Below are 25,528 nucleotides of genomic sequence, written 5' to 3' on the forward strand. Positions count from 1 at the left end.
GGAATGATGGCGCGCCGCGAGCCGGCCCTACCCGAACCGGCCCGTGATGTAATCTTCCGTGCGCTTGTCGTGCGGGTTGGTGAATATCTGCCGGGTCGGCCCGATCTCGATCAATTCGCCGATGCGCTCGGCGCCAGCCAGCATGAATGCCGTCTGCTCCGAGACGCGCGCGGCCTGCTGCATGTTGTGCGTGACAATCACGATCGTGAAGCGCTTGCGCAGCTCCTGCATCAGGTCTTCGATCTTGAGCGTGGCGATCGGGTCGAGCGCGGAGCACGGCTCATCCATCAGGATCACCTCCGGCTCGACGGCGATGGTGCGCGCAATGCACAGGCGCTGCTGCTGGCCGCCGGAGAGCGACGCGCCCGACTGCTGCAGCTTGTCCCTGACTTCGTCCCAGAGCGCCGCCTGCCGCAGGCTGCGCTCGACGATCTCGTCCAGCCGGGCGCGCTCCGCTTCCTTGCCCAGGCGGTAGCCCGCAACCACATTATCATACACCGACATCATCGGGAACGGGTTCGGCTTCTGAAAGACCATGCCGATCAGCCGGCGCACCAGCACCGGATCCACCGACGGCGCATAAATGTCGTTATCGTCGAGCACGACCTGGCCTTTGACGCGCGTGCCGCGCAGCACCTCGTGCATGCGGTTCAGACAGCGGATCAGCGTGGACTTGCCGCAGCCCGAGGGGCCGATGATCGCCGTGATCGAGTTGGCCGGGATATGCAGCGAGACATCGCGAATGGCCTGTGTGTGCCCATACCAGGCCGACAGATTCCGCACTTCCATGGAATGCGCGGCAGCATTTGACGGTTCAGTCACAGGTAGGAGCCTTTGCGGGATAGCACGGCGGCCTGCGCTCAGCGCACCTGCGTACGCGATGCTACAACGCGCGTCAGCAGGCTGAACAGGCCAATCACGCTGATCAGGACGAGTGCGCTGCCCCACGCCTTGGTGTGCCAGTCGTCGTACGGCGAGACGGCGTAGTTGTAAATCTGAATCGGGAGGGCGGCCATCGGCTGCGTCAGGTCGAAATTGAAGAACTGGTTGCCGAGCGTGGTCAGCAGCAGCGGGGCCGTTTCGCCGCCGGCGCGCGCCAGCGACAGCACGCCGCCGGTCACCAGGCCGGCGCGGGCGGTCGGCAGCACGACGAACAGGATGGTGCGCCAGCGGCGCGTGCCCAGCGCGTACGACGCTTCGCGTAGACTGTCAGGCACCAGTCGTAGCATCTCCTCCGCCGTGCGCGTCATAATCGGAATCACGACCATCGCCAGCGCGATCGCCCCGGCGAGGCCGGAGAAGTGGCCAATGACGTGCCGCACGACGAGCGTCCAGACGAACACGCCGACCACGATGGACGGCAGGCCGGCCAGCAAATCGATCACGAAGCGAGTCGCTTCGGCCAGGCGCCCGCCCCCGAACTCGGCCAGGTAGATCGCGGTGCCGATGCCGACCGGGATGCCGATCAGCCCCGCCACGACCAGCATGCTGATCGTGCCGAGAATGGCCGGGCCGACGCCGCCACCCACCTCGCCGAACGGCAGCGGGCGTTCCGTGAAGAACGCCAGGTTCAGCGCCGGGAGGCCCTGCCACGCGACGTAGCCGAGAATCACGAGCAAGACCGACGCCGAGATGACGGCGCAGGCGCCGAGCAGGCCATCCATCACGCGGTCGACGATATGCCGGCGGCTGACGTGCCGGTTCAGATTCACGCTGCCTGTGCTCATCGCGCACCGCCTGGACCGCGATTGGCGCGCTGAATGAAATAGCGCGCCAGCAGATTCATGACCGTGGAGACCAGCAGCAGCACCAGCGCCAGCTCGACGATCGCGCTGAAGTAGATATCCTTGTCAGCCTCGATGAACTGGTTGGCGATGGCGCTCGATATGGTGTAACCCGGCGTGAACAGCGACGCGCTGAGCCGCTTGGCCGAGTTGCCGATGACCATGGTGACTGCCATCGTCTCGCCGAGCGCACGCGCCAGACCCAGCAGCGCGGCGGCCAGGATGCCGGGGCGCGCCGCGGGCAGCACGGCGTGGCGGATCACCTCCCAGCGCGTGGCACCGAGGCCGACCATCGCCTCGCGCTGCGCCTGCGGCACGGCGCGGATCACCTCGCGCGAGATCGACTGGATGGTTGGCACGATCATGATCGCCAGGATCACACCCGCCGTCAGGACGTCTTTGCCGATGATTGGCCCTTCGACCAGCGCGCTCAGGATGGGGATCGGCGACAGCGTCTGCTTGAGAAACGGCTCGACCATCGATCGCATGATCGGCGCCAGCACGAAGAAACCCCACAGGCCGTAGATGATGGAGGGGATTGCCGCGAGCAACTCGATCAGAAAGCTCAACAGATCCTGCACACGCGGCGGCGCATAGTCGCTCAAATACACGGCCGCGCCGATGGCGATCGGCGTCGCGATCAACAGGCCGATCGCCGACGTCAGGATGGTGCCGACGATGAAGATGGCGGCGCCGAACTCTTCCTTGACCGGATCCCAGGTGGTGGAGAACAGAAAGCCCGCGCCATAACGCACAATGGCCGGATATGAATCCGACCCGAGCATAACGACGAGCGCGACCAGCACGAGAATCGGCGCCAGCGCCATACCGGTAATGCCGGACTGGAACAGATTGTCGAGGCTGAGACGCTGGGTGCGTATGCGGGACGACCGGGTAACCGGCGAGGGAGCGGGTTGTGTTGTCATAGGCCGGGCGCCTGCCCGTTTTAACCAGCGCATTTCGGGGCGATTGGGTTTCGCATACAACACATGCATATCACGTTACAGCCGCTGTGTCAACTACGCAGGGCGATTAAAAAGTCGCCGGGCCATCCGTGCGACCGTGCCCTGAGCGGCACACAACGCCGTCGAAGGGCAGGGACATGCACGCGCTTCGAAAAGCTCAGCGCCCACTTCGTCGGAATTTCATCATGCCCTATGACTATTGAATGGCCCTGGTCAACTGCGACACAAAAAGCATGTTCCATGCCCTGCGTGAAACTGTGCAGGGCATGGAAGCATGCTTGCCAACCAGAGGAGGAGCGATGGCTAGCTATTTGCCCGGGAATGCCGGCGTGCCATCGGGCAATTTGATCGACTTGATCTTATCGGCGCCCTTCGCCACGATGCCATCCGGCAGCGGCGCGTAGCCGAGATCCCTGTTGTACTTCTGGCCGTCGTAGATCGACCACCAGGCCAGGCGCGCCACCGCGATGCCCTTGGCTTTGTCCGTCTGGTTCTGGTAGATCAGCAGCCACGTGAAACCGGAGATCGGGTATGAGCGATCGCCCTCGGCGTTCACAATCGACGCCTTCAGGTCCGCCGGGATCGACTGCTCGACGCCCGAGGCCGCCGCTGTCACCGAGTCGATGCTCGGCGTGATGAACTTGCCGGTTTTGTTCTTCACATCGCCATAGCCAAGCTTATTCTGCAGGGCGTAGATCAGCTCGACGTAGCCGATTGAGTACGGACTGTTCTTCACTTCGCCGGCGACGCCCGCATTGCCCTGGCCGCCCAGTCCGTTCGGCCAGTTGACCGAGTTGGCGCTGCCGACCTTGCTCTTCCAGTCTGCGCTCACCGCACTGAGGTAGTCGGTCCAGATGAACGTAGTGCCACTGCCATCCGCGCGGTGCACCGTGACAATGTCTTTGTTGACGCTCGCGAGGTCGGGATTGTCAGCCACCAGCTTCGGATCGTTCCACTTCGTGATCGTGCCGAGGAAGATACCCGACAGCGTCTCGGCGCTGAACCTCAATGACGACTTGGCTTCCGGCACATTATACGTCGGGACGACCGCGCCAAGCGCCATCGGGACATGCAGAACCGCGCCGCCCTTGGCTGCCTTCTCCTGATCGGCCGACATCGGGCCATCGGTGGCGCCGAAGTCAACCGTCGTGTCCTGGATACTCTTGATGCCGCCGCCCGAGCCGACGGCCTGGTAGTTGACCTTGACCCCGGTCACCTTCTCGTACTCGTTGAACCACTTGGTGTATAACACCGCCGGGAACGTCGCACCCGCGCCGTTCAGCGCCCTGGCTTCGCCGTCAAAAGCGCCTTTGACCATGCCGGCGCCGGGGCCGAGCGGGGCGGGCGTCGACGGCGAGGCCGCCGTCGTGGATCCAACCGGGGCTGGCGCTTTGGTCGGCTCAGGTGCCGCACCACAGGCGGCAACCAGCGCCGCGAGCACAACTGCAAACAATAAAACCAGCTTCTTCATTGTCTTCTCTCCTTACGAGAATAATGTGGATTGGAGTGCAAATGAGGCCGCTAGCTGGCCACAACTTTCAGGCGCTGTAACTCAATCAACTGCCGAACCTGCTCATCATCGGGCACGATGATCAAGTCGGTGTCTTTGTCCTTCTTGAGGATGAAGTAATACCCGAGCTTGTGGCTGGAACTGGTGTGCCATCGCTGGCGAAAGTAGACCGGCGACTGTATTCGCCAGCCCTGCTCTAAGGAATCGACCAGCGTCTGATAAGACTGGTTGCTCATAACCCACCTCTCCTGTCTATCCATCTCCATCGTAGCACCAGCGTGTTAACGTCTTTTGATTACCATGTAAAGACTGTGTAAAATCGCGCCCCCTATCCATAATCGGTTTGCTTGTGGATTTTTCAAGCCCGCTGAGACGCCGACGCAAAGCGCCCCTCCGGCAGCAACCTGGAGGGGCGTATGTTTTGGGGGAACGGGGAGTGGCTGCTAGTCGGCGATCGTCACGCGGTTGCGGCCCTGCGTTTTGCTCTGGTACATCGCCTGGTCGGCGCGATGGAAGAGCGTATCCGGCGTATCGTCCTCCCGGATCTGCACGGCGCCAACCGAGATGGTGACACGCACCATGCGGTCGCCGAGCGGCAGCAACGACTTCTCCACCAGCGCGCGCAGCTTCTCGGCCACGGCGGCCATCTCGTCGCACCCGGCACGCTCCAGCAGCACGGCAAACTCCTCGCCGCCCCAGCGCCCGACGCTGTCGGTCGCCCGCACGCTATGCCGCAGCGTGTCGGCCACCATCTTCAGCACCTTGTCGCCGACGTCGTGGCCGTAGGTGTCGTTAAATGACTTGAAGCGGTCGATGTCGATGAACAGGAGGCTGATCGGAATGCGCCCCTGCCTGCGCTCCATCAGCGCGCTTTCGGTCTTCATCTGCAGATACGCCCGGTTGCCCACGCCGGTCAGCGTATCGCGCATGAGCGCCTCGCCGAGTTCGGCAACGCGCTGGCGCGCCTCGATCAGATTGGTGCTGTTGCTGAACGTTTCAACCGCGCCGATGATCTGACCATCCCCGTCCTTGATTGGGGCGGCGCGAACCAGGACCGGCACGCGATGGCCGTCTTTGTGATGCAGGAATACATGCGCTTCGCGGATGGATCCGTCGTTAATCGTGGCGAGCAGCGGGCACAACTCGCTGCACAGCTGCAGCCTGGACTCATCGACATGCATCAGCAGATTGTCTTTGCCGCAGCGACCGAGCATATCGCTGCGGCTGTAGCCGGTGATGCGTTCCGCGCTGCCGTTCCAGTACGTGATGTTGCGCTTGCGATCGACGAAGTAGACGCCGTCGTACAGATTCTCCAGGATGGCATGATAAAACTCGCCGTTGTCCATAATCCTCACCCGGCACGCGAAACGGGCGTGCGCCTTGTGAAAACATTACACCTTACATATGGTAAGCTTGAGCCGTTGCAAAACCTACTACGATTTCTGCTGGTGGCGGGGGCCCGACGCCGCCCTTGGTACACTACCATGCCAGACACGGCGCTCGAACGGCGGCGGATGAAATGCGGGCTACGGCAGCAGGCCGAAATCCTCGCAGACCAGCGAGTAGATATATGCGTCGTGCGTCGTGGTATGCAGATAGATACGATTGCGCAGAATGCCTTCGCGCAGCGCGCCGGCCTTGTCCGCCGCGCGGACGCTGGCCGCATTGCCAACGGCGATGACCAGTTCCACCCGCTGGAAGCCGAGCGTCTCGAAGCCGTGGCGGGCCAGCAGGCGAATCGCGCGCGGGGCGATGCCTTCGCCCAGGCGCGAGGCGCGCACCCAGTAGTACATGTTCGCGAAGCGGTGGTGCATCACGATCTCCGTCAGGCCACACCCGCCCAGGATCGCCCCGTCGGCGCAGGCGACGATGACGTAGTTATGCGCGCGGGCGGGACAGCCAGACTCCAACTGCGCGGCGATGTACGACTCCACGTCTGGCAGCGAGCGCGCGCCGCCCAGATCCGGCAGCCAGCGCCCGACAGACTCGGCGGACTCTTGCACGGCCGTATATACGCCCGGCGCATCGTCCGCGACGTAGGGGCGAATGGCGATGCGTTCATCGTGACAGAGCGGGGTTAGCGTATTCAAAGGCATCGGGACCATAGCGGGCGTATGCACCCGGCATCTCTGATTGTCAGCAATTCCAAATTTGGCTTTGGCCGGGTACGTTCCAATGTCGGCTTGTCATGCGCTGGAGTTCAGGTGCTTATCACGCAAGCCAATTCGACGAATAATGAGTGCTTCCCTCCCCCCGGCCCCCTCCCAACTTCGTTGGGAGGGGGAGAAGGGGCCAGGGGATGAGAGGGGGCAACCGGGTGGCCAGACTTCAAAATGAGAATTGCTGTCTGATTGTAGCCGAAAGCACGCCGGCGCGCCATTTATGGTAAAATACCCCGGCGGCAAAATACCATCTTGGATCATGACTATGGACTTCAACGTCAAACACGGGCGCATACAGGACGAGACGACGGATTTGATCGTCGTCAACGTCTTTGAGGGCGTGCTGGCGCCCGCCGGCGCGACCGGCGCGGTCAGCGCCGCGCTCAACGGCATCATCGCCGACGTGCTGGCCAGCGGCGACTTCAAGGGCAAGCTGAACTCCTCGCTCATCTTCTATCCGCGCGGCACGATGGCCGCCAAGCGCGTGCTGCTGGTCGGGTTGGGCAAGGAAGGCAAGTTCGGGCTCGACGCGGCACGGCAGGCCGCGGCGCATGCGGCAAAGAAGGCGCGCGACCTCGGCGTCAAAGATTACTCGACCATCGTGCACGGCGCCGGCGCGGGTCTGCTGCCGGCGGGCGACGCCGCGCAGGCGCTGGCCGAGGGCGCGCTGCTCGGTCTGTACCGCTACGACGAATTCAAGTCGTCTGCCGATTCGAGCACCGCCGTCGAGCAGATCAATATTGTCGAAGAAGACCCGTCGCTCGTGGACGCCGTGCGCGAGGGCGTACGCATCGGGCGGTCAATCGCAGAGGGGCAGATCGTCGCGCGCGACCTCTCGAATAAGCCGGGTAACGCCGCCACGCCGTCGCTGCTGGCGGAGACGGCGAGCGCCATCGCCGCCAAATACGCCATGCAGGCCGCGATCCTCGACTTCGAGCAGTGCAAGGCGCTCGGCATGGGCATGTTCTGCGGTGTGGCGCAGGGCAGCAACGAGCCAAGCCGCTTCATCGTCCTTGAGCACAACGCCGGTCACGAAGGCATGGATACGATCGTGTTGATCGGCAAGGGCATCACGTTCGACTCCGGCGGCATCAGTATCAAGCCAACCGAGGGCATGTGGGACATGAAGCACGACATGTCGGGCGGCGCAGCGGTGATCGGCGCGATGCAGACCGTCGGCGCGCTGGCGCTGCCGCTGCACGTCGTCGGCATCGTACCCGCCACGGAGAACATGCTCTCGGGGACGGCGTTCAAGCCGGGCGACATCCTGCGCGCGATGAACGGCAAGACGATCGAGATCCACAGCACCGACGCCGAAGGGCGACTGGTGCTCGGCGATGCGCTCTGCTACGCGGCGCGCTACGAGCCGCAGGGCGTCATCGACATGGCGACGCTGACCGGCGCATGCACGGTCGCGCTCGGCAAGCACTGCGCCGGGCTGCTGACGAACGATGCGACACTGGCCGAGCGCGTGAAGGCCGCCGGGCAGCGCACGGGCGAGCGCGTCTGGGAACTGCCGTTGTGGGAAGAGTACGATGAGCAGATCAAGGGCACGTTCGCCGACATAAAGAACACGGGCGGACGCATGGCCGGCGCCATCACGGCGGCCGCCATCCTGAAGAACTACGTCTCCTACCCGTGGGTGCACCTGGACATCGCGGGCACGGCATACGGCGACACGGATACTGGTTACCTGACTAAGGGCGCAACCGGCTACGGGGCGCGCCTCTGCGTGGAGTTGCTCCGGTCCTGGAAGAAGCAGTAACCAGACCGAAAACGACGAATCACCACGGGGGGCGCGCCAGCCGGCGCGCCCCCCGTTTTTTACGGGCCTCCCGGATGGGGTACAATCGTGCCGCAACCCGGCGCGGTCGGCGAGTAGTCTGATGAGAGGAAAACTGCATGTCTGCGTATACGAGGAATCTGACGGAACTGTTCACGGCGGTGGGCGTGCCCAACACGGCAGCCATGCGGGTACGCATCAGCGGCATCCTGCAGGACGTGCTGGGACTGGACCCGGGCAGCGACGACGCCGTGTGCAACCGTGAGGTGCAAAAATACTGGACCGACCCGGCGAAGCGCCAGGCGCTGATTGAAGCCGTCGTGGCCAGATGGAACGGCGACGGTGACTGGCAGGCCCGCCTGTCCAAATGGCAAAATCCAGGCTGACGCCACGCGGCCGGCTCTTCCCATTCCCGCAGCGAGGTCAAGCACTATGCTGATCGTCATGAAATTCGGCGGCACGTCGGTAGGCGACGGGGCGCGCATCGTCAAAGCAGCCGAGCTCGCCCAGCGCGAGATCGCCCGGGGTAACCAGGTCGTGGTCGTCTCGTCGGCCATGAGCGGCGTCACCAACGCATTGATCGACGCCGCGCGAGCCGCCGAGCGCGGCGACGAGAGCCCGAGCGTAGAAGCGCGGCGGCGGCTGTTTGCGCAGCACATCGGCGCGGCCACCACGATAACTCCCCAGCGCACCATCCAGGACAAGCTAATCGCCGACATCGACCGCGAGCTGACCGTGTTCGAGAACCTCGCGCGCAGCGTGCACATCCTCGGCGAACTGACCACGCGCGGGCTCGACGCCATCGCGCCGCGCGGCGAGATCATGCTCGTGCCGCTGCTGGCGCAGGCGCTGCGCGAGCGCGGGCTGAAGGCAGAGCCGATCATCGCCACCGAACTGATCGTCACCGACAGCGTGTACGGCAACGCCAGCCCGCTGATGGCGGAGACGACGGCCAAGGCGCGCGAGCGGCTGCTGCCACTGCTGGCCGGCGGCGTGGTGCCGGTCGTGACCGGGTTCATCGGCGCGACCACCGGCGGCGTGATGACCACGCTGGGCGGCCGCGGCGGCAGCGACTACACCGCGACCGTGCTCGGTGCGGTGCTCGACGCCGACGAGGTCTGGATCTGGACCGACGTCAACGGCGTGATGAGCGCCGATCCGCGCGTGGTGCCGAATGCGCGCACGCTGCCGGAGCTCTCGTACGCCGAGGCGGCCGAGTTGTCGTACTTCGGCGCGAAGGTGCTGCACCCCAAGACGATCGTGCCGATCGCGAGCAAGAAGAAACCGGTGCGCATCCTTAACACGTTCGAGCCGGACCATCCGGGCACGGCGATCGTGCCGCAGGCGCGCACCGACGCGCGCACGGTCAAGGCGATCACGGCGATCAAGAACCTGTGCATCCTCTCGCTGGCCGGCAGCGGCATGGCCGGGGTGCCGGGCGTGGCGGCCAAGCTGTTCGGCGCGGTCGCGCGCGAGGGCATCAGCGTGATGATGATCGCACAGTCGTCGTCGGAACTGGACATCTGCATCGTCATCGAGGAGTCGGCATCGGCGCGCGCCACCGCCGCCATCGAGCGCGAGTTCGAGCTGGAGCGGATGCGCGGCAATATCGACGGCGTGCGTGCCGACCATGACGTGACGATTGTCGCGGTGGTCGGCGCGGGGTTGCGCGCCACGCCGGGCATCGCGGCGCGCGTGTTCGGCGTGCTGGCCGAGCGCGGCATCAACATTATCAGCATCGCGCAAGGCTCCTCGGAGTACAACCTGTCGCTGGTCGTCAAGAACGAGCGCGCCAACGACAGCCTGCGCGCCATCCACGAGGCATTCGAATTGGAGCGGGCATGAACAGTCTCAGCCTACCTAAAGACAAAATCAGCGAGTTTTGCCGACGGCACCATATTCGCCGGCTCTCTGTATTTGGATCGGCGTTGCGCCCCGACTTTACTCCGCAAAGCGACGTAGACATTCTCGTGGAATTCGAGGATGGGCACACGCCCGGCCTGTCGTTTTTCGCCATGGAGTCCGAATTATCCGGCATGCTCGGGCGCACAGTCGACTTGAATACGCCGCAATTCCTGAGCCAGTATTTCCGTGACGAAGTGCTGGCGGAGGCCGAAGCGCAATATGTCGAAACATGACGTGCCGTTACGCTTGCGACATATGCTGGACCATGCACGCGAAGCGTGCGCCATCGCCAAGGGGCGAACCGTGAGCGATATGGGGACCGATCGCATTCTGAATCTTGCGTTGACCAGGCTGCTCGAAATTATCGGTGAAGCGGCCAGCCAGGTGCCGCGCATCGATCAGTCTCACTACCCGCAGATACCATGGGCGCAGATCGTCAGTCTGCGCAACCGACTGATCCATGGTTACGATTCAGTCGATAGCGACATCATGTGGCAGATCGTCACCCATGACTTGCCGCCATTGATCGACGAGCTTGAGAACATCTTATTATCGGGAGAAGAGAAACCATGAACCTGAAAGCAAAGGTTCCGGTGGCCGTGCTCGGCGCGACGGGCACGGTCGGACAGCGGTTGATCGCGTTGCTGGAAAACCATCCGTACTTTGAACTGACCGCCATCGCCGCCAGCGACAACTCAGCGGGGCGGCGCTACGGCGAGGCGGTGCGCTGGCACTTGTCGACGCCGATCCCGACCGCCGTGCGTGAGATGGTCGTCCAGCCGTCGCGTCCGCCACTCGACGCGCGGCTGGTCTTCTCGGCGCTGCCGACCGACGTGGCGAAGCAGGCCGAGGACGATTTCGCCAACGCGGGCTACATCGTCTCGACGAACTCGTCGCCGCACCGCATGGACGCCGATGTACCGCTTCTGGTCGCTGAGGTCAACGCGGCGCACCTGGCGCTGGTCGAGACGCAGAAGCAGCGGCGCGGCAGCGGCGGCTACATCATCGCCAACCCGAACTGCTCCACGATCCAACTAGCGCTGGTGCTGAAGCCGCTGCACGACGCCTTCGGCATCACGCGCATGATCGTGACGACGATGCAGGCGGTCAGCGGCGCGGGCTACCCCGGCGTCGCGTCGATGGACGTTGTGGACAACGTCATCCCGTACATCGGCGGCGAAGAGGGCAAGATGGAGTCGGAGCCGCACAAGATCCTCGGCACGCTGGCGGGCCGCAGCATCCAGCCGGCGACATTCCGCCTGAGCGCGCACTGCAACCGCGTCGCGACGATGGACGGGCACCTGGAAACGGTGTCGATCGAGTTCGAGCGCAAGCCGTCGCTGGACGCGCTGCACTCCGCGTTCGCCACGTTCAGCGCGGAGCCGCAGGCATTGAACCTGCCGATGGCGCCGGAGCACCCGATCATCGTGCGCGACGAGATCGACCGGCCGCAACCGCGGCTGGACCGCGACGACCAGAAAGGCATGGCCTCGGTAGTCGGCCGCATCCGCCCCTGTCCGGTGCTGGACTACAAGTTCCTGGTGCTGGGACACAACACGCTGCGCGGCGCGGCGGGCGGCACGCTGCTGAACGCCGAGTTGCTGCTGGCGAAAGAGATGATCTAATGACCCATCAAGGCGTACTCGCCCACTACAAAGAGTTCCTGCCGCTGACCGCCGATACCCCGCTGATCTCGCTGGGCGAGGGCGACACGCCGCTCGTGCGCGCGCCCGCGCTGGAAGCCGAGACCGGCTGCGAGGTCTGGCTGAAGCTGGAGGGCTGCAACCCGAGCGGCTCGTTCAAGGACCGCGGCATGGTCGTCGCCATCGCCAAAGCGATGGAGGCGAAGTCGCGCGCGGTCATCTGCGCCTCGACCGGCAATACGTCGGCCAGCGCGGCAGCCTATGCGGCGCGCGCCGGCCTGGAGTGCGTGGTCGTCATCCCCGAGGGCAAGATCACGCAGAGCAAGCTCGGACAGGCGGTCGTGCACAACGCGAAGATCATCGCCGTCGAGGGCAACTTCGACACGGCGCTCGGCTTCGTGCGCGAGCTGTCGGCCAGCCACCCGATCACGCTGGTCAACTCGGTCAATCCGTTTCGCATCGAGGGCCAGAAGACGGCAGCGTTCGAAGTCGTCGACGTGCTCGGCGACGCGCCCGACATCCTGGCGCTGCCGGTTGGCAACGCCGGCAACATCACGGCGTACTGGAAAGGTTTCAAGGAGTATCACGCGGCAGGGCGCGCGACGAAGCGTCCGAAGATGGCCGGCTTCGAGGCGGAAGGTTCGGCGGCGATCGTGCGTGGCGCGCCGATCGAGAAGCCGGAGACGATCGCCTCGGCGATCCGCATCGGCAACCCGGCGTCGTGGAGGCTGGCGGTCGCCGCGCGCGACGAGTCCGGCGGGCGGATCGGGTCGGTGACCGACGATGAGATCCTGGCCGCGTACCGCTTCCTGGCCGCGCGTGAAGGGCTGTTCTGCGAGCCGTCGTCGGCGGCGGGCGTGGCCGGTATCCTGAAGATGGCGCGCGCGGGCGAACTGGCGAAGGGCCAGCGCATCGTCTGCGTGCTGACCGGCAGCGGGCTGAAAGACCCGGACATGACGATGCTCGAGCACCGGCCGATCATCCACACCAACGCGGACTACGACGCCTTCATGCGCGCCGTGTTGGCGTAGACGAGCAACCGCGAAGGAATGGACGGGGCACGATGCTGAGCATCGTGCCCCGTTTTTTGTTTGCAGGTTGCCATGTGCTGAGGGAAAGCGATATACTTTGTGGGTGATTGGCTGTTCACGACCGCCATGCCCGCGAAGGCGGGCTTCCATCCAGCGTAGATTGCGCGGGCAGGCCATAAGTGAGAGATTGAATGCTACGCCGACGAATCGTAACTATCTACAGTATCACGTCCACAGCACTCGTCTGGATCGCGTTTGCCGCGCAAAGCTACGCTGGATGGGCCGGGCTAGGCGCGCCGCACGAGCAATTTGCCTGCTGCATGCGGCTCTTCACCTGTGTGTCATGGACAATTCAGCAAGCGATGAACGTCGGCTATAACTCCGATGCCTTAATAGCAAGCGTAGTTGATCAGGTCACGCTATCTGAGTTCCCCCGGGTTCGGTATTTCTTTTGGGCGGCCAACATCTTGCTGTCAAGCATCTTCTTCGGATCTGCCGTCTCTTTTTTCTTCATGGCCATGGTTTTCCCATGGGCGTTGTTCGCTGATCTGAGCCCTTTGATCGTCGCTCGCTTCTTTGAGATCATTGTGGCCATGGGTTTCGCATCTGCGACGCCAATGTTTGCACATCTTGTTGTCGTATATCTGCGGCTTCGCGGGAAGTTACATCCTTTTTGAGAGAATCCAACTTTGGCTATCGCTGCCTACGGGGAAACAGAAACGGAGTACCCATGCCGATTTGCGTTGATGACCACGTCTGGGGCTTTCTGCATTCCGGCAACGGCAGCCACGGAAGCGGCTCAGCGAGGGGCAGTGCGCCCAACACCGCAGCATCCGGCTTAGCGCACCGGCACGACCGTTGTCAGCCGCCTTGACGCGCTCAAAGGGATCGACCCGCGGGGCCTTGTCTGCGCCCCATGCGGGCGCTTGCGTCCTGGGGCGGCGGCGGTTGCCTGTGCCGCGCGTTGCTGTACGCGCTACCCGCCGATGCCGATCACCGAGCCGACGATCAGCAACGCCGTCAGCACAATCAGCGCGGCCACCGACCCGTAACCAATCGTGTTGCCCAGCCGCCCGTTGACGTGCGCTCCCATCAGCCGGTGGTTGTTCGCCAGCCGCAGCATCAGGATCAGGATCACCGGCAGCAGGATACCGTTCACGTCCTGCGAAAGCACCAGCAGGGTAAATAGCGGCACACCAGGCATCAGCGCCAGCGCCGCGCCCAGCACGATCGTGGTCGTGAAGATGCCGTAGAAGATCGGCGCTTCATCCGCGCCTTTCCGCAGGCCGCGCTCCCAGCCGAACGCCTCGCAAATGGCGTAGGCGCTCGTCAGCGGCAACACCGAGGCCGCCAGCAGCGATGCGCCCAGCAATCCGAGCGCGAACAGCGACTTGGCCAGCGGACCGGCCGCCGGCTCCAGCGCCATCGCCGCCTGGTCGGCCGATTGAATGTCCGTCACGCCATTGGCGTGCAGGGTCGCCGCCGTCGCCACGATAATGAAGAACGCGATCAGGTCGGACAGCAGCACGCCGGCCAAGGTTTCGATCCGCTGGGGGGTATACGCATCCATGCGTACCCCCTTCTCGACGATGATCGACTGCAGCGAGAACTGCATGTACGGGCTGATCGTCGTGCCGATCAGCGCGACCAGCATGAGGATATACCGCGGGTCGGATTGGAAGGTCGGCGCCAGCGCGCCGCGCGCGACGGCGCCCCAGTCCGGGTGAACGACCAGCGCGGAGATGATGTACGCTCCAAACGCCAGCGTCAGAATCAGGAAAACCCGCTCGGCGCGGTTATAGCCGCCGCGCACGCTCAGCCACCAGACGCCGAGCGCGGCTGCCGGCACCGCCGCAAAGCGGCTGACCCCGAACAGTTCCGCCGCCGCCGCGATCCCCACGAACTCGCTCACCGTCACCGCCGCGTTTGCCGCCAGCAGCGCCAGCATCGCCACCGCCGTCGTCCGGACGCCGAACTCCTCGCGGATCAGGTCGCTCAGCCCTTTGCCCGTCACGACCCCCATACGCGAACTCATGTCCTGCACGTAGGCCAGCGCCACGGTCACGATGAGCAGGGCGAACAACAAGTTGTAGCCATAGGCCGCGCCGGCGGTGGCGTAGGTGCCGATGCCGCCGGCATCGTCGCCGGCCAGCGCCGAGATCAGCCCAGGGCCAAGGATGCCGAGCACGGCCAGCCAGCGCTTGCGGCGCAGGCTCTTCAAACGCCGGATCAGCGCCACGTTACTGGTGCTCGTGCCCGCCGTTGCGCCGGCGCGCGCGGTTCAATCCGTCGAGCGTGCCAAACACAATGATGTGGTCGCCGGTCTGCAGCGTAATACCGTGGTCGGGCCGGTAGTCCACCGCGCCGTTGCGCCGGTGCAGCACCAGGTTCACATCGAGCGCCTGCTCGACCTGCGCGACGGTCTGTCCGGCGAGCAGCGAGCCGGGCTGAATGTCGACGGGGGCCAGCGCCACCAATGTATCGTCTACATAGAGCGCCTGCCGGATGTCATGCTCGCGCACCGCGGCGGCAATGGCCGGGGCGGCCAGCGCCGCCGTGCTGAAGACCGCGCCGAGCCCGAAGCCGTTGTTCAGCTTTCGCGCGAGATCGGCGTCGAACATGCGCATGACGATGCGCACCTGCGGGTTCAGTTCGCGCGCATTCAGCGCGATTTCCAGATTGATCATGTCGTTGCTGGTGCAGGGAATCACGGCTCGCGCCCGCTCGACGCCCGCCTGCTGCAGTGTGTCCGTGCGCGTGGCGTCGGCCACAATCAGCGGGAAATGCAGTCGGTCGCGCACGCGCTCGGTGAAGCGGTTGGCGCGATTGCTCTCGACCACCACCACCTCCTCGCCCATCTGCGCCAGTTGCTCAATCACGCGGTAGCCGACGTGGCCCGCGCCGCACACGATGACATGGTTAGCATACGTTGAGGCCAGCGACACGTTCCACTCCTCCTTGCGCATTTCTTTGTTGAAGATCTGCACGCCGAAACGCGCCAGACCATCGCCGATGATGCCCAGCCCGATGATCGGCATCAGGTAGTACAGCGTGTCGATCCAGAGGTTGTCCGGGTACGGAACGTTGCCGGTCTGGAAGAAGATCAGCGAGAAGGCCGCATACAGCGCGCGGCTGGGCGTCAGGCGCGCGCCGTCGCCGGGCGCCTCGTACCACTGCCAGAAGCAGAAGGTACCGATGCCGACCAGCAGCGCGAACAGCAGTAGCGAGAAGCGAAACTCGCGCAGCAGGACGAACGCGTCGCGCAGCTGCGCGCGAACCAGCCGGCGCCGGGGCGATGTGAGCATGGGGCGACCTTAACACACTTCCCCGCGAGACCCAAATTTCCGCTTGAAGGGTCTGCGCGACAGCACGAAGATTGGCCGCCACTTGCAGTCGGCATCGTTGATGCCGGCCGGGTACGCCAACAAACAGTCGGAACAGTGCGCGGGTGGTGGGGGCCGACCCGACTTGTCGCCCCCTTTTGGGAGGTGCGTGGCCGCCCGTACCACCAACGCGCCGCGCCGGCACTTTGAGGGTATATTCCCAACCGCCAACCCAGCAATTCTCATTTTGGAGTCGGCCGCCAATATGCCCCCTCATCCCCTAGCCCCTGCTCCCCCGCGCGCGCGGGGGAAAAAGGGAAGAGCTAAGGGGAGGGCAACGCCGCTTACTTGTCGAGCCAGCGTGCGTGACAAGCACCAGGGGGCCAAGTTCATAGCAAGCCGGCATTGGACAGTACGCGTCCAAAGCCAAATTGAGAATTGCTGCCGCCAACCGGATTGCCAACCGCATCCCGGCGGACTATACTACGCTTGCGGTGCCAGCCGTTCAACCATCCAATTCCACTGCCTGCCGCCATGACGCGGCCGCTTACAGGAGACGCCTCATGCCCTTCGTTGCTTCAACGACCATCGAACCGTTCCGCATCAAAAGCGTCGAGCCGATCGGGATTACGACGCCGGAGCAACGCCGCGCCGCGCTGGAAGGCGCGGGGCTGAACGTCTTTTCCCTGCGGGCCGAGGATGTGCTGATCGACCTGCTGACCGACTCCGGCACCGGCGCGATGAGCGCGGCGCAGTGGGGCGCGATGATGGTCGGCGATGAGTCCTACGCCGGCAGCCGTTCGTTCTACAAATTCGAGGCGCAGGTTAAGCTGATCACCGGCTACCGTTACGTGCTGCCGACGCACCAGGGCCGCGCCGCCGAGCACATCCTCTTCAGCACGGTGCTGCGCGCGGGCCAGATCGTGCCGAGCAACACCCACTTCGACACCACGCGCGCCAACGTCGAATTGCAGCATGTGGAGGCGCGCGACCTGCTGCCCGTCGAAGGCCGCACGCCGATGCTCGACCGCCCGTTCAAAGGCGACCTCGACGTGGCGGCGCTGGAAGCGCTGCTGCAATCCGGGGAGCACGAGCGAGTGCCGCTGGTGATGATCACCGTGACCAACAACGCGGGCGGCGGCCAGCCGGTCTCGATGGCCAATATCCGCGCCGTGAGCGCGGTCTGCCGCAAGCACGGCGTCCCGTTCTTCATCGATGCCTGCCGCTTCGCCGAGAACGCCATGTTCATCAAGCTGCGCGAGCCAGGCTACGCCGACAAGACGCCGCTGGCGATCGCGCAGGAGATGTTTGGCTACGCCGACGGCGCGACGATGAGCGCGAAGAAGGACGGGCTGAGCAATATCGGCGGCTTCCTGGCGCTGAACGACGCCGGGTGGCACGAGCGCTGCCGCACCACGATGATCCCGATTGAAGGCTTCTCCACGTACGGCGGCCTGGCCGGGTACGACATGGAGGCGCTGGCGGTCGGACTGAGCGAGGTGCTGGACGAGAACTACCTGCGCTACCGGCTGGAGCACACCGCCTACCTCGGCCAGAAGTTGCTCGACGCTGGCGTGCCGATCGTGCGGCCGCCCGGCGGCCATGCGATCTTCGTGGATGCCGGCGCCCTGCTCGACCACATCCCGTGGCACCAGTTTCCGGGCACGGCACTGAGCGCGTATCTGTACGAGATTTCGGGCGTGCGCGCCTGCGAGATCGGCAGCGTCATGTTTGCGCACAAGGCGGCCGACGGCACGGCGATGCCCGCGCCGAACGAACTGATGCGCATGGCGATTCCGCGCCGCATGTACACGCGCTCGCACCTCGACTATGTGGCCGAGGCGATCATCTACGCGGCGGCGCACAAGCGCGAGATCCGCGGCGTGCGCTTTACGTACGAAGCGCCCGTGCTGCGGCACTTCACGGCGCGGTTTGAGTGGAGCGACCGCTAGCCGGCTAAAACCAAGCGGCAGGCAAACCAAAGGCACAGCCGCTTGGCTGTGCCTTTGTTGTTCCCGGAACCGGCGACTACCCTTCCAGTTCCCAGAACTTCTTATCGAGGTGGGTAGCGGTCATCTTGGTGAGCGCTTCCCAGATCGTTACATAGTGCATACCCATCACGTCCATGCCGGCCGTCATGATGCTCGTGCTCTTGGCATTGGGGCTCAACGTGAAGTCGGGCGAATCCATGCCTGTTTCTTCCAGCAACTTGCTGAACGCCTCCTGCTTTGTTTCCTGGCCTCCATGCCCGCTGCCCTCGCCAACCAGGTGATCGGTCGGCGTGTCCGGCGGCAGCAAGCCGTCGCTGATCATCTTCTTCACGGTGCGCACCGACGCGGCCGGAATGTACTCGTCGGCCAGGCCGATCATGTGCCCGATCTCGTGCGCTGCCGAGATGCGTGTCCAGCGCTGGTCGTAGTCATTCTTGACGGCCGGGTCGAGCGGAACCGAAACGGTCACGCCTGCGAAGTCGTCCGTACTCGTCGCCGTCACGCGTGGATTGCCCGACGCGCTGACGCGGGATGAGAACGCGCTCGCGCGCCGGTGCGCCAGCGCCTGCGACTCGCCCTTCGCCACCGAGCCCGTGATCACCAGCGGGTGCAGGCTGCTGAAAGAACTGAACTTGACCAGCCGGCCGATCTCCTGCGCCAACCGGTCGACCTGCGCCATCTCTTTCGGGAAGACGCTGTTGGCCCTGAACTCGACCCTGCCGAGCAGCTTGAGCACGCCCTCAATGCGCTTGCGATCCATCTCGTACGCCTTGTCGACGTGCTGCTTCTTTTCCTCGGCGTGCAGGTACTTGTGCACCTCCGGGTCCTTCATCTTGTCCTTGAGGTCCCACTCCTGCAAGTTGGCCGTAATCCCGTCAAAGTCGACATTGCTGCGCGAGTCGTTCGTGGTCAGTTTTTCGGTTTTAGCGCCTTCGCCCGACTCTTTGTCGACCACGACCGCCTTGTTGACCTTGACGACGAAGTGCGCCTGCCCGAACGGCACTTCCTGGATCTCGAATCGTGTGCGCACCGGCGGCACCGCCGTCCAGCCCGGGCGCACGCACTTGATCTGAAACTTGTTTGACCAGGCAGCATCGGTCTGCTGCGCCAACAACTGTTTGTAGGCTGTTTTCTTTTCCTCGGTCCACTGGGTGCGGGCGAGATCGCCGACGGCCTTGCTCGACACGTTGCCGCCCTTGGTCGTATCGAAATCCGGGAATTCGAAGCCCAGCTTGAGCACAATCCGCATCGTGCCGTGCATCGGTTCGTAATGCGCATCAAAGCGGCCGATGCCCGTCGAAGGCGTATGGTTGAGCAGCGAGAACCGGCCTTTCAGCAGGAACTCCAATTCCGCCATCTGATTGGTAAAGTCATCGGGATTGGGCACTTCGGCAGCGAGCTCGTCCGCGCGCAGATCGGCCTGCACCTGTTTCAGCAGTGCCTCGCCGTGTGCGCGGCGAAATGCCGGAATCACAAGGTGCTTGAAGTCGGCGTAGGTTTGAAGCGCCTGCGAGAAAAAGGCTTTGCCCGGCCCGTTTGCCTTGAACAAGGCGACCAGTGTGTCGAAGACAAGCGTCCCAAATTTCTTGCCCGGAAAGATCGCATGATAGTTTTCCTCGATCTGCTGTCCCTGCCCGGGATTCCCGCGAATGACGCCGAGCACGCCCGGCCCGTCGTTCCATGCGAGCGCGGCTAACTGCTGGCCGACACCACGGGCCGTGCGCGACGCCAACTCGGTCTGCTCGAGCTTGATTTTGCCGAACACGGCGAGATAGGCCGGTTTCACCTTCAAGCCTACCAGATTGCCGGCCACCGGCGCCGCCTGGTCGCGGATGCGCTCGAAGACGGGCACGCTATCGCCCTCGCGCCGGAAGCGCCCTTCGTAGTATTCGGTCAGCAGCGCATCGAAGGTGTCGCCAAAGCGTTTCTTATATTCCGTTGCCACCAGTTGATAATCGCGCGGGTGCGCAAATATGTAGTCGAGCACCCCGAAGTGCGACTTGAATGCCTCCCGCATCTCGTCGCTCAGGCCGCTGGCCTGCGGCACGACCGTTTCGATCGGGACTTCGGTGAACGAGCGCACCTGCCAGTCCTTGTACACCTTGGTCTCGACCGGCTTGACGGTGTTGTCGGTGTAGTACACCTTCATGAGCGTGGCGTCTTTGACCAACCCGACCAGCAGTCCGCCGCTGGGCAGGTAGAACTGCTTGTAGTCCATGCCGGCCGGCAGCGGCGGCAACAGGTAACGCCCGACGATGCGGTACTGCGTATCGCCGCCCGTCGTGGCGATCTCGGGTCCGCCAAACGACAGGTCGTCGCGGATGAGCTCCTGTGCCCCGGGGTTTGGCGCGCGCGTTTTGATCAGGTTCATCTCGGTGTAGATGAATGGCCGGCTCTTGCGCAGCTTGACCTGTTCGGCAAACCGGGGCAGCGCCTGATGCGCTTCTGCCGGCACGCTGGCCGTGATCGCGGTGGTCGTGGCGCCCTGCCCGCCGGTGGGGCCGAGCGGCGCCGGCGGCGGCGGCCGCCGCCCGCTGCCAAGGCGCAGGCCACCGGATGCAATGGCATTGCCCGCCGAGTCGGTATAAGAGCGCAAGGCGGCCGTGGGCTGGCCGTTGAGCTCCACCACCTGCCGGGCGAACAGTTCGCGCTGCGTGCCAAACGCATCGTTGTACACGATGCGGAAGCGCAAATCGCGCTTGGCGTAGCGTTCCGTCTCCGCCCAGACAGCCGGCTTATCGTATATGCCGACGACCTTCGTGCCTTTGAGTTTGCGCTGTTTCGCCTCCGAGACCGCCGTGTCCCACGATAACTCGATCGGCGCGCTGGTTTTGCTGAAGGTGCTCTTTTCCGCGCCGAAAGCATACACATCGTTCCACGGCTTGGATTTCTGGCCGGTCCGGTTCTGCTTGCCGAGGCGCGCAGCGCCCACCGAGTTCGTCTTGAAATCGTACTCCATGTCTACGGCTTCCCAGTACTGGAACGTCACACCGTAGACGCTGCGCGGGTTCTCGCCGTCTTCGATCGGGAAGTCGCCGGCGTCGATGCGCGCCCAGACCGCCATGCCATGGCCGTCACGCGGCGTCTCGTCGACGGTGATGCCGACCGCCGCCACTTTCGCCGGGCGCGTGGCGGCCGCGCGGGCGCCCATTTGCGCTTCGGCCAGCGGGCGCGTGCGATCAAACGTGGCAAACTGGGGGTCGGCGGCAAGCGTGTTCACAAATTGCCGCTCTTCCGGGATATCCTTGTCCACCAGTGCCTGAATGAACGTCGCGCGGCCTTCTTCCCCGCCGTGGTTGGACAGATAGTCGCGAGCGGCCTTCTGCACGTCGTCGAGCGTCGAGTTCAGTATGTCGCGGAAGAGGTTGGGGCCGACATGTCCAACCCATGCCTGCTGGCTGAATTGCTTGTACAGATCGAGTTGACTCAGGAGCTCTTTGTACGCCTGCCCCATTTTCCGCACGGTCTTGCCCAAAAACGTGACGTCTTCTTTCGGCTCGCCGGCCTTCGCAATCATGCCGTCGCGATCGATCAGGCGTTGCACGCGCGCGGGGGCCGCGCCCTGCTGCACGACATGCGTCAGTTCGTGCGCCAGCAAGCGCCGGCCGTCGCCCGATTCGACATTCTCTTTACCTGCGCCGAGATAGATGTCGCGGCCGTGGGTGAACGCCTGTGCGCTGATTTCGCGATTAAGCTGCGCCGCATCGCTGCCGCGGTGCAGGCGCACGCCGCTAAAGTCGGCCCCGAATCGCCCTTCCATAAATGAGCGCGTTTGGCCGGGCAGTGGCGCGCCGCCGCCGCCGCGCAGCCGGCTTTCAAACCCGGCGCCAACCTCGAAACTGCCCATCGGGTCGATTGATTCCTCGGATGCTTGTTGCACGGCGGCGTCCGGTTTGGACGAAATGTGCGGCACGCGGTGCGCCGGTGACGCCGGTGTGTTGCTCGCCGGCCTCGGTCCGGCAGTCGTCCGGCGCAGGGATGGCGAACCACTGGGCGCGGTGTGTTGGACGTCGTCGGCCATGCGCTCGGCTTCCTGCTCGGCCGCGTCGTGCGCGGCGCCGACGACTAATTTGCGCTGGATTGGCGCGGAGGGAGTGTTCTGCCGGGGCGAGACGAGCTGTGTGGTGGCGCGGTTACCGTAGGCACGCTGCAGATCGTGCAGGTCGGCCGGATTCAGCCGCGACAGATCTGTCGCGGCGGCGCGCACCACGTCAGCCAGATGGCCCGGGCTAGCGTTACTTTGCGGCGGAGCGACCGGCTGCGATTCACGCCGGGTGGACGCATTCTTTTCATGCGCTTTGCGGTGCGCCAGATCGTTGTCGGGCATGTCTCCCCCTCCCAGGGTGTAGAACGAGGCCGGACATGGCAATGGGCGACGGATAACCCGTCGGCCACGCTGGGGTGATTATAACACGGCTCCGGCCTGCCTGTCATCTGCCGCCGGTATTCAATTGCCTGCCTCCCGATGCGGGCGTACAATGGGCGTCATGCACAAAACGTATCGAACAAAACGGTATGCTGTCTCCCTGTGGGCCGCGTTCGGCCTGCTGCTGGCCTGTGCCGGCGTTGCGCTGGCGCACGCCAAGCTCGTCAAGTCCGACCCCGCCGCCGATTCAACTGTGACGACCGCGCCGCAAACGGTGACGATCTGGTTCAACGAAGAGTTGGACACGAAGCTGTCGAACATCAAAGTGCAGGACCCCGGCGGCGCGCCGGTCGATCTCGGCAACAGCAAGGTCAATCTCGACGACCGCAAGCAGCTCACGGTCGGGCTCAAACAGCCGCTGGCGAATGGCGTGTACACGGTGATCTGGCACGCCGTCACGCCTGATGACGGCGGCATCTCGGATGGCCGCTTCAAGTTCACGCTGGCCGTCTCCGGTCAACCGGCTGCAGCAACGTCCGCGCCTGTGCAAACTGCGCCGACGATCGCGCCGGCGCAGGCGACGACAAGCTCCTCGCCTTCGACTTCGCCGGTGACTTCTGCTCCGTCACCTGCCGCCAGTACCGGCTTCGATCCGGCCGGCCTGCTGATCGTCGCGTCACTCGTCATCGTGGCCGCGGGGGCCGTACTGCTCCTGCGCCGCAAATAGCGTGTTCCTCATGCGCAAACTGCTCATCCTGCTCGCCGCGCTGGCGCTGCTGGCGGCCACGGTTGCCGTCGCGTCGGCGCACGCTTCCCTGGTTCGCGCCGACCCGGCGCCCAATTCGATCGTCACGACCGCGCCGCGCCTGTTTACGCTCTGGTTTGACGAAGATCTCGATACGCAGTTCAGTACGGTGTCGTTGCTGGACAGCGGCCAGAATCGCATGGACCTCGGCGCCGTCAGCTTCTCCGCCGACCGCCGCCAGATGTTGATCGAGGCGCGGCCGAACCTGCCGCCCGGCGCATACACCGTGTCCTGGCGCGCGCTCTCGGCGGCCGATGGCCACTCGACGCGCGGCGTCTACGCGGTCTTCGTCGGCGCGGCCAGTGCCGGCCTGCCGGCGCCGGTCAACCAGTCCGCGACCGAGGTCAGCGCCCTGCCGCTGCCGCTCGACGCGGCGGTGCGTTTCATCAACCTGCTGGCGGCGATGGCGCTGTGCGGCGCGCTGACGCTGGGCCTGCTGGCGGGCGACGACCGCCCCGCGTTCAATGCCCTGCGTACTGACGCCGCGCGGCGCACACGCAACGCACTGGTGGCCGCGCTGCTGGTGCTGTTCGCCGGCACGATCGTCGCGCAATTGGTGCAGGCGGCCGGCGCCTCGGAGCGCTCGCTCGGCGAGGTGCTGGCACAGAGCATCTGGCTGCAGACGCTGACGACCACGCGCTTCGGGCAGGCTGCACTGGCGCGCATCCTCGTGGTCGATCTGCTGCTTGTGCTGATGTTCGCGGGCGGCGCGACCCAGCCGCGCCTGCGCTGGCTCGGCAATCTGCGCGCGCTCGACCTGCTCTACTGGCTGCTGTCAGTCGTGGTGCTGTTCAGCATCTCGTTCGCCTCGCACGGCGCAGCCAGCGCCGACCCGCTGCGGCTGTCGCTGGTTATGGACTTCCTGCACCTCGTCGCGGTCAGCGTCTGGATGGGTGGGCTGTTCGCGCTGGCACTGCTGCTGGCGCCGGAACTGAAGCGTCTGCCTGAGGCGGAAACCCTCCCGGTCGTGCGCGTGGTGCTGGCGCGCTTCTCGAACATTGCGATCGCCAGTGTCGTGCTGTTCGCACTCACCGGCCTGTACGCGACATGGCGGCAGGTCGGTTACGTCGCCGCGTTCGGCACGCTGTACGGTATCACGCTCATCGTAAAGAATGTGCTGGTCGCGCCGCTGCTCGTGATCGGTCTGCTGAACACGCTGATCCTGCGGCCGGACCTGCTGGCGCTGGCGCGCAAACTGCCAGGCCTGTCGGGCGTCGCCTGGTTCGATCGCGCGGCGCACGCGGCGACTCACTCGCTGACCGTCCTGCGCTTTGTGCGGGTCGAAGCGATGCTCGGCGCGCTTGTCGTGCTGGCGGCCGCCACGCTGACCGTCCTGCCGCCCGCGCGCAGCAGCATGCCTCCGCCGCTCCCCACGCCGTTTCAGGCGATGCGACAATCGGGCAATGTGCGGGTGTCGTTGGGCGTTGACCCGTACGTCGTCGGCCAGCAAACGTACACTGCCCGTGTGACCGATTTGCAGGACAATCTGCTGGCGGGTGTCCAGCGCGTCAGCCTGCGTTTCACCTTCCTCGGCACTGATCTCGGCACGACCACCGAGGAGATGCCGCCGGCCGGCGATGGCAGCTACCAGTTGAAGGGCGGCTACCTGAGTGTGGTCGGCGCATGGAAGGTGGAGACGATCATCCGCCGCAAGGATGTCGAAGACGATCTGCGCATCCCGTACCGCCTGAATGTGATCGACCCGGCCACCAACCGCGCCGAGGAAGTGCCGTACATCAACTCGTCGATTGCGTTTGCGGTCTTCGATTTGCTGGCCGGCGCGGCGCTGTTCGTCTTCTCGCGGCAGCGCAAGGTGATGGAGGGACAGTGGGTCGGCGCCGGGGCGATGCTGCTCGGCGTGGCGCTGTTTAGCATGGGCGTGGTCTCAGCGCCGCCATCAGCGGCCGGCATCCTGGTCAACCCGATGGTGCCCGACGAGGCGTCGCTTGCCATCGGCAAGACGGTCTTCGAGGATCACTGTGTGGCGTGCCACGGCCCGCAGGGGCGCGGCAACGGCCCACTGGCCGCCACGCTGAACCCGCGCCCGGCCGACTTCACCCTGCACATCAACCAGCACTCCGACGAGGTGACGTTCAACTGGATCAGCAAGGGTATTGCCGGGTCGGCCATGCCGGCGTGGGAAGGTGCGTTGAGCGCCGATGAGCGCTGGCACGTGATTAACTATCTCCAGGCGCTGGTCGAGCGCCAACAGGCGGCGCCCACGCCCGCGCCGACGAAAGTGCCGTAGGCCGGAGACCGC

21 protein-coding genes are annotated in these 25,528 nt (G+C 64.7%); 11 read left to right on the forward strand and 10 right to left on the reverse strand.

Features of this window, described 5'->3' with window-relative positions; all coding sequences use genetic code 11:
- Nucleotides 1–27: 27 nt before the first annotated feature.
- The 7 genes from pstB to HZB53_03950 all read right to left on the reverse strand — a co-directional run bounded on the left by pstB (nt 28) and on the right by HZB53_03950 (nt 6,349).
- Nucleotides 28–789 carry a phosphate ABC transporter ATP-binding protein gene (pstB, locus tag HZB53_03920; GenBank protein MBI5876775.1) on the reverse strand — a complete coding sequence of 254 codons (762 nt, stop codon included), beginning with the start codon at nt 787–789 and terminating at the stop codon, nt 28–30.
- 71 nt (nt 790–860) lie between these two features.
- Complete coding sequence (pstA, locus tag HZB53_03925; GenBank protein MBI5876776.1) at nt 861–1,727, reverse strand: phosphate ABC transporter permease PstA; 867 nt, start codon at nt 1,725–1,727, stop codon at nt 861–863.
- The gene (gene pstC / locus HZB53_03930) at nt 1,724–2,710 is read right to left on the reverse strand and encodes a phosphate ABC transporter permease subunit PstC (protein MBI5876777.1); all 987 of its coding nucleotides are present in this window, start codon (nt 2,708–2,710) and stop codon (nt 1,724–1,726) included. Before pstC ends, pstA begins: the two co-directional genes overlap by 4 nt.
- Before the next feature lie 346 nt (nt 2,711–3,056).
- Complete coding sequence (pstS, locus tag HZB53_03935) at nt 3,057–4,220, reverse strand: phosphate ABC transporter substrate-binding protein PstS (GenBank protein MBI5876778.1); 1,164 nt, start codon at nt 4,218–4,220, stop codon at nt 3,057–3,059.
- Nucleotides 4,221–4,270: 50 nt separating this feature from the next.
- On the reverse strand, nt 4,271–4,495 hold the full coding sequence (locus HZB53_03940; GenBank protein ID MBI5876779.1) for a hypothetical protein: 225 nt from the start codon (nt 4,493–4,495) through the stop codon (nt 4,271–4,273).
- 207 nt (nt 4,496–4,702) lie between these two features.
- Nucleotides 4,703–5,605: a diguanylate cyclase gene (locus HZB53_03945; GenBank protein ID MBI5876780.1), complete on the reverse strand. Its 903-nt coding sequence runs from the start codon at nt 5,603–5,605 to the stop codon at nt 4,703–4,705.
- Nucleotides 5,606–5,785: 180 nt separating this feature from the next.
- Nucleotides 5,786–6,349, reverse strand: a complete 564-nt coding sequence (locus HZB53_03950; GenBank protein ID MBI5876781.1) for a GNAT family N-acetyltransferase — start codon at nt 6,347–6,349, stop codon at nt 5,786–5,788.
- 337 nt (nt 6,350–6,686) lie between these two features.
- On the opposite strand from HZB53_03950, the gene HZB53_03955 reads away from it, so the two are divergent.
- The 8 genes from HZB53_03955 to HZB53_03990 all read left to right on the forward strand — a co-directional run bounded on the left by HZB53_03955 (nt 6,687) and on the right by HZB53_03990 (nt 13,460).
- Nucleotides 6,687–8,186, forward strand: coding sequence for a leucyl aminopeptidase (locus tag HZB53_03955; GenBank protein ID MBI5876782.1), 1,500 nt, complete (start codon nt 6,687–6,689; stop codon nt 8,184–8,186).
- Between the two features lie 137 nt (nt 8,187–8,323).
- Nucleotides 8,324–8,590 (forward strand): hypothetical protein, encoded by a 267-nt coding sequence (locus HZB53_03960; GenBank protein MBI5876783.1) that lies wholly within the window; start codon nt 8,324–8,326, stop codon nt 8,588–8,590.
- 46 nt (nt 8,591–8,636) lie between these two features.
- Complete coding sequence (locus tag HZB53_03965) at nt 8,637–10,049, forward strand: aspartate kinase (protein MBI5876784.1); 1,413 nt, start codon at nt 8,637–8,639, stop codon at nt 10,047–10,049.
- On the forward strand, nt 10,046–10,342 hold the full coding sequence (locus HZB53_03970; GenBank protein MBI5876785.1) for a nucleotidyltransferase family protein: 297 nt from the start codon (nt 10,046–10,048) through the stop codon (nt 10,340–10,342). The genes HZB53_03965 and HZB53_03970 overlap by 4 nt, the downstream gene beginning before the upstream one ends.
- On the forward strand, nt 10,329–10,682 hold the full coding sequence (locus HZB53_03975; GenBank protein MBI5876786.1) for a DUF86 domain-containing protein: 354 nt from the start codon (nt 10,329–10,331) through the stop codon (nt 10,680–10,682). The genes HZB53_03970 and HZB53_03975 overlap by 14 nt, the downstream gene beginning before the upstream one ends.
- Nucleotides 10,679–11,734, forward strand: coding sequence for an aspartate-semialdehyde dehydrogenase (gene asd / locus HZB53_03980; protein MBI5876787.1), 1,056 nt, complete (start codon nt 10,679–10,681; stop codon nt 11,732–11,734). Before HZB53_03975 ends, asd begins: the two co-directional genes overlap by 4 nt.
- Nucleotides 11,734–12,783 carry a threonine synthase gene (locus HZB53_03985; protein MBI5876788.1) on the forward strand — a complete coding sequence of 350 codons (1,050 nt, stop codon included), beginning with the start codon at nt 11,734–11,736 and terminating at the stop codon, nt 12,781–12,783. The genes asd and HZB53_03985 overlap by 1 nt, the downstream gene beginning before the upstream one ends.
- 191 nt (nt 12,784–12,974) lie before the next feature.
- Complete coding sequence (locus HZB53_03990) at nt 12,975–13,460, forward strand: hypothetical protein (protein MBI5876789.1); 486 nt, start codon at nt 12,975–12,977, stop codon at nt 13,458–13,460.
- A 299-nt stretch (nt 13,461–13,759) separates the two neighbouring features.
- Here HZB53_03990 and HZB53_03995 read toward each other — a convergent pair whose 3' ends face one another.
- Together HZB53_03995 and HZB53_04000 are read right to left on the reverse strand one after the other, a co-directional pair.
- Nucleotides 13,760–15,016 carry an Nramp family divalent metal transporter gene (locus tag HZB53_03995; protein MBI5876790.1) on the reverse strand — a complete coding sequence of 419 codons (1,257 nt, stop codon included), beginning with the start codon at nt 15,014–15,016 and terminating at the stop codon, nt 13,760–13,762.
- A 7-nt stretch (nt 15,017–15,023) separates the two neighbouring features.
- Nucleotides 15,024–16,088, reverse strand: a complete 1,065-nt coding sequence (locus HZB53_04000) for a TrkA family potassium uptake protein (protein ID MBI5876791.1) — start codon at nt 16,086–16,088, stop codon at nt 15,024–15,026.
- Between the two features lie 581 nt (nt 16,089–16,669).
- Between HZB53_04000 and HZB53_04005 the strand changes: the two genes are divergently transcribed.
- Nucleotides 16,670–18,058 carry a tryptophanase gene (locus tag HZB53_04005; GenBank protein MBI5876792.1) on the forward strand — a complete coding sequence of 463 codons (1,389 nt, stop codon included), beginning with the start codon at nt 16,670–16,672 and terminating at the stop codon, nt 18,056–18,058.
- A 76-nt stretch (nt 18,059–18,134) separates the two neighbouring features.
- Here the strand turns inward: HZB53_04005 and HZB53_04010 are convergent, their stop codons facing one another.
- Nucleotides 18,135–22,424: a DUF4157 domain-containing protein gene (locus tag HZB53_04010; GenBank protein ID MBI5876793.1), complete on the reverse strand. Its 4,290-nt coding sequence runs from the start codon at nt 22,422–22,424 to the stop codon at nt 18,135–18,137.
- 160 nt (nt 22,425–22,584) lie between these two features.
- On the opposite strand from HZB53_04010, the gene HZB53_04015 reads away from it, so the two are divergent.
- Complete coding sequence (locus HZB53_04015; GenBank protein MBI5876794.1) at nt 22,585–23,190, forward strand: copper resistance protein CopC; 606 nt, start codon at nt 22,585–22,587, stop codon at nt 23,188–23,190.
- A gap of 10 nt (nt 23,191–23,200) precedes the next feature.
- Nucleotides 23,201–25,516: a copper resistance protein CopC gene (locus HZB53_04020; GenBank protein MBI5876795.1), complete on the forward strand. Its 2,316-nt coding sequence runs from the start codon at nt 23,201–23,203 to the stop codon at nt 25,514–25,516.
- Nucleotides 25,517–25,528 lie beyond the last annotated feature (12 nt).

It is taken from the genome of Chloroflexota bacterium (assembly GCA_016235055.1).
In the GTDB taxonomy this organism is placed as follows: Bacteria; Chloroflexota; Anaerolineae; order JACRMK01; family JACRMK01; genus JACRMK01.

What these genes read in the sequence shown, in the direction of transcription:
- asd (MBI5876787.1), top strand. Translation starts at nt 10,679, where the DNA reads ATGAACCTGAAAGCAAAGGTTCCGGTGGCCGTGCTCGGCGCGACGGGC.
- HZB53_03965 (MBI5876784.1), top strand. Translation starts at nt 8,637, where the DNA reads ATGCTGATCGTCATGAAATTCGGCGGCACGTCGGTAGGCGACGGGGCG.
- HZB53_03955 (MBI5876782.1), top strand. Translation starts at nt 6,687, where the DNA reads ATGGACTTCAACGTCAAACACGGGCGCATACAGGACGAGACGACGGAT.
- HZB53_04000 (MBI5876791.1), bottom strand. Translation starts at nt 16,088, where the DNA reads ATGCTCACATCGCCCCGGCGCCGGCTGGTTCGCGCGCAGCTGCGCGAC.
- HZB53_04005 (MBI5876792.1), top strand. Translation starts at nt 16,670, where the DNA reads ATGCCCTTCGTTGCTTCAACGACCATCGAACCGTTCCGCATCAAAAGC.
- HZB53_03985 (MBI5876788.1), top strand. Translation starts at nt 11,734, where the DNA reads ATGACCCATCAAGGCGTACTCGCCCACTACAAAGAGTTCCTGCCGCTG.
- HZB53_04020 (MBI5876795.1), top strand. Translation starts at nt 23,201, where the DNA reads ATGCGCAAACTGCTCATCCTGCTCGCCGCGCTGGCGCTGCTGGCGGCC.
- HZB53_04015 (MBI5876794.1), top strand. Translation starts at nt 22,585, where the DNA reads ATGCACAAAACGTATCGAACAAAACGGTATGCTGTCTCCCTGTGGGCC.
- pstS (MBI5876778.1), bottom strand. Translation starts at nt 4,220, where the DNA reads ATGAAGAAGCTGGTTTTATTGTTTGCAGTTGTGCTCGCGGCGCTGGTT.
- HZB53_03975 (MBI5876786.1), top strand. Translation starts at nt 10,329, where the DNA reads ATGTCGAAACATGACGTGCCGTTACGCTTGCGACATATGCTGGACCAT.
- HZB53_03990 (MBI5876789.1), top strand. Translation starts at nt 12,975, where the DNA reads ATGCTACGCCGACGAATCGTAACTATCTACAGTATCACGTCCACAGCA.
- pstA (MBI5876776.1), bottom strand. Translation starts at nt 1,727, where the DNA reads ATGAGCACAGGCAGCGTGAATCTGAACCGGCACGTCAGCCGCCGGCAT.
- HZB53_03960 (MBI5876783.1), top strand. Translation starts at nt 8,324, where the DNA reads ATGTCTGCGTATACGAGGAATCTGACGGAACTGTTCACGGCGGTGGGC.
- pstC (MBI5876777.1), bottom strand. Translation starts at nt 2,710, where the DNA reads ATGACAACACAACCCGCTCCCTCGCCGGTTACCCGGTCGTCCCGCATA.
- HZB53_03940 (MBI5876779.1), bottom strand. Translation starts at nt 4,495, where the DNA reads ATGAGCAACCAGTCTTATCAGACGCTGGTCGATTCCTTAGAGCAGGGC.
- HZB53_03970 (MBI5876785.1), top strand. Translation starts at nt 10,046, where the DNA reads ATGAACAGTCTCAGCCTACCTAAAGACAAAATCAGCGAGTTTTGCCGA.
- pstB (MBI5876775.1), bottom strand. Translation starts at nt 789, where the DNA reads ATGGAAGTGCGGAATCTGTCGGCCTGGTATGGGCACACACAGGCCATT.
- HZB53_04010 (MBI5876793.1), bottom strand. Translation starts at nt 22,424, where the DNA reads ATGCCCGACAACGATCTGGCGCACCGCAAAGCGCATGAAAAGAATGCG.
- HZB53_03945 (MBI5876780.1), bottom strand. Translation starts at nt 5,605, where the DNA reads ATGGACAACGGCGAGTTTTATCATGCCATCCTGGAGAATCTGTACGAC.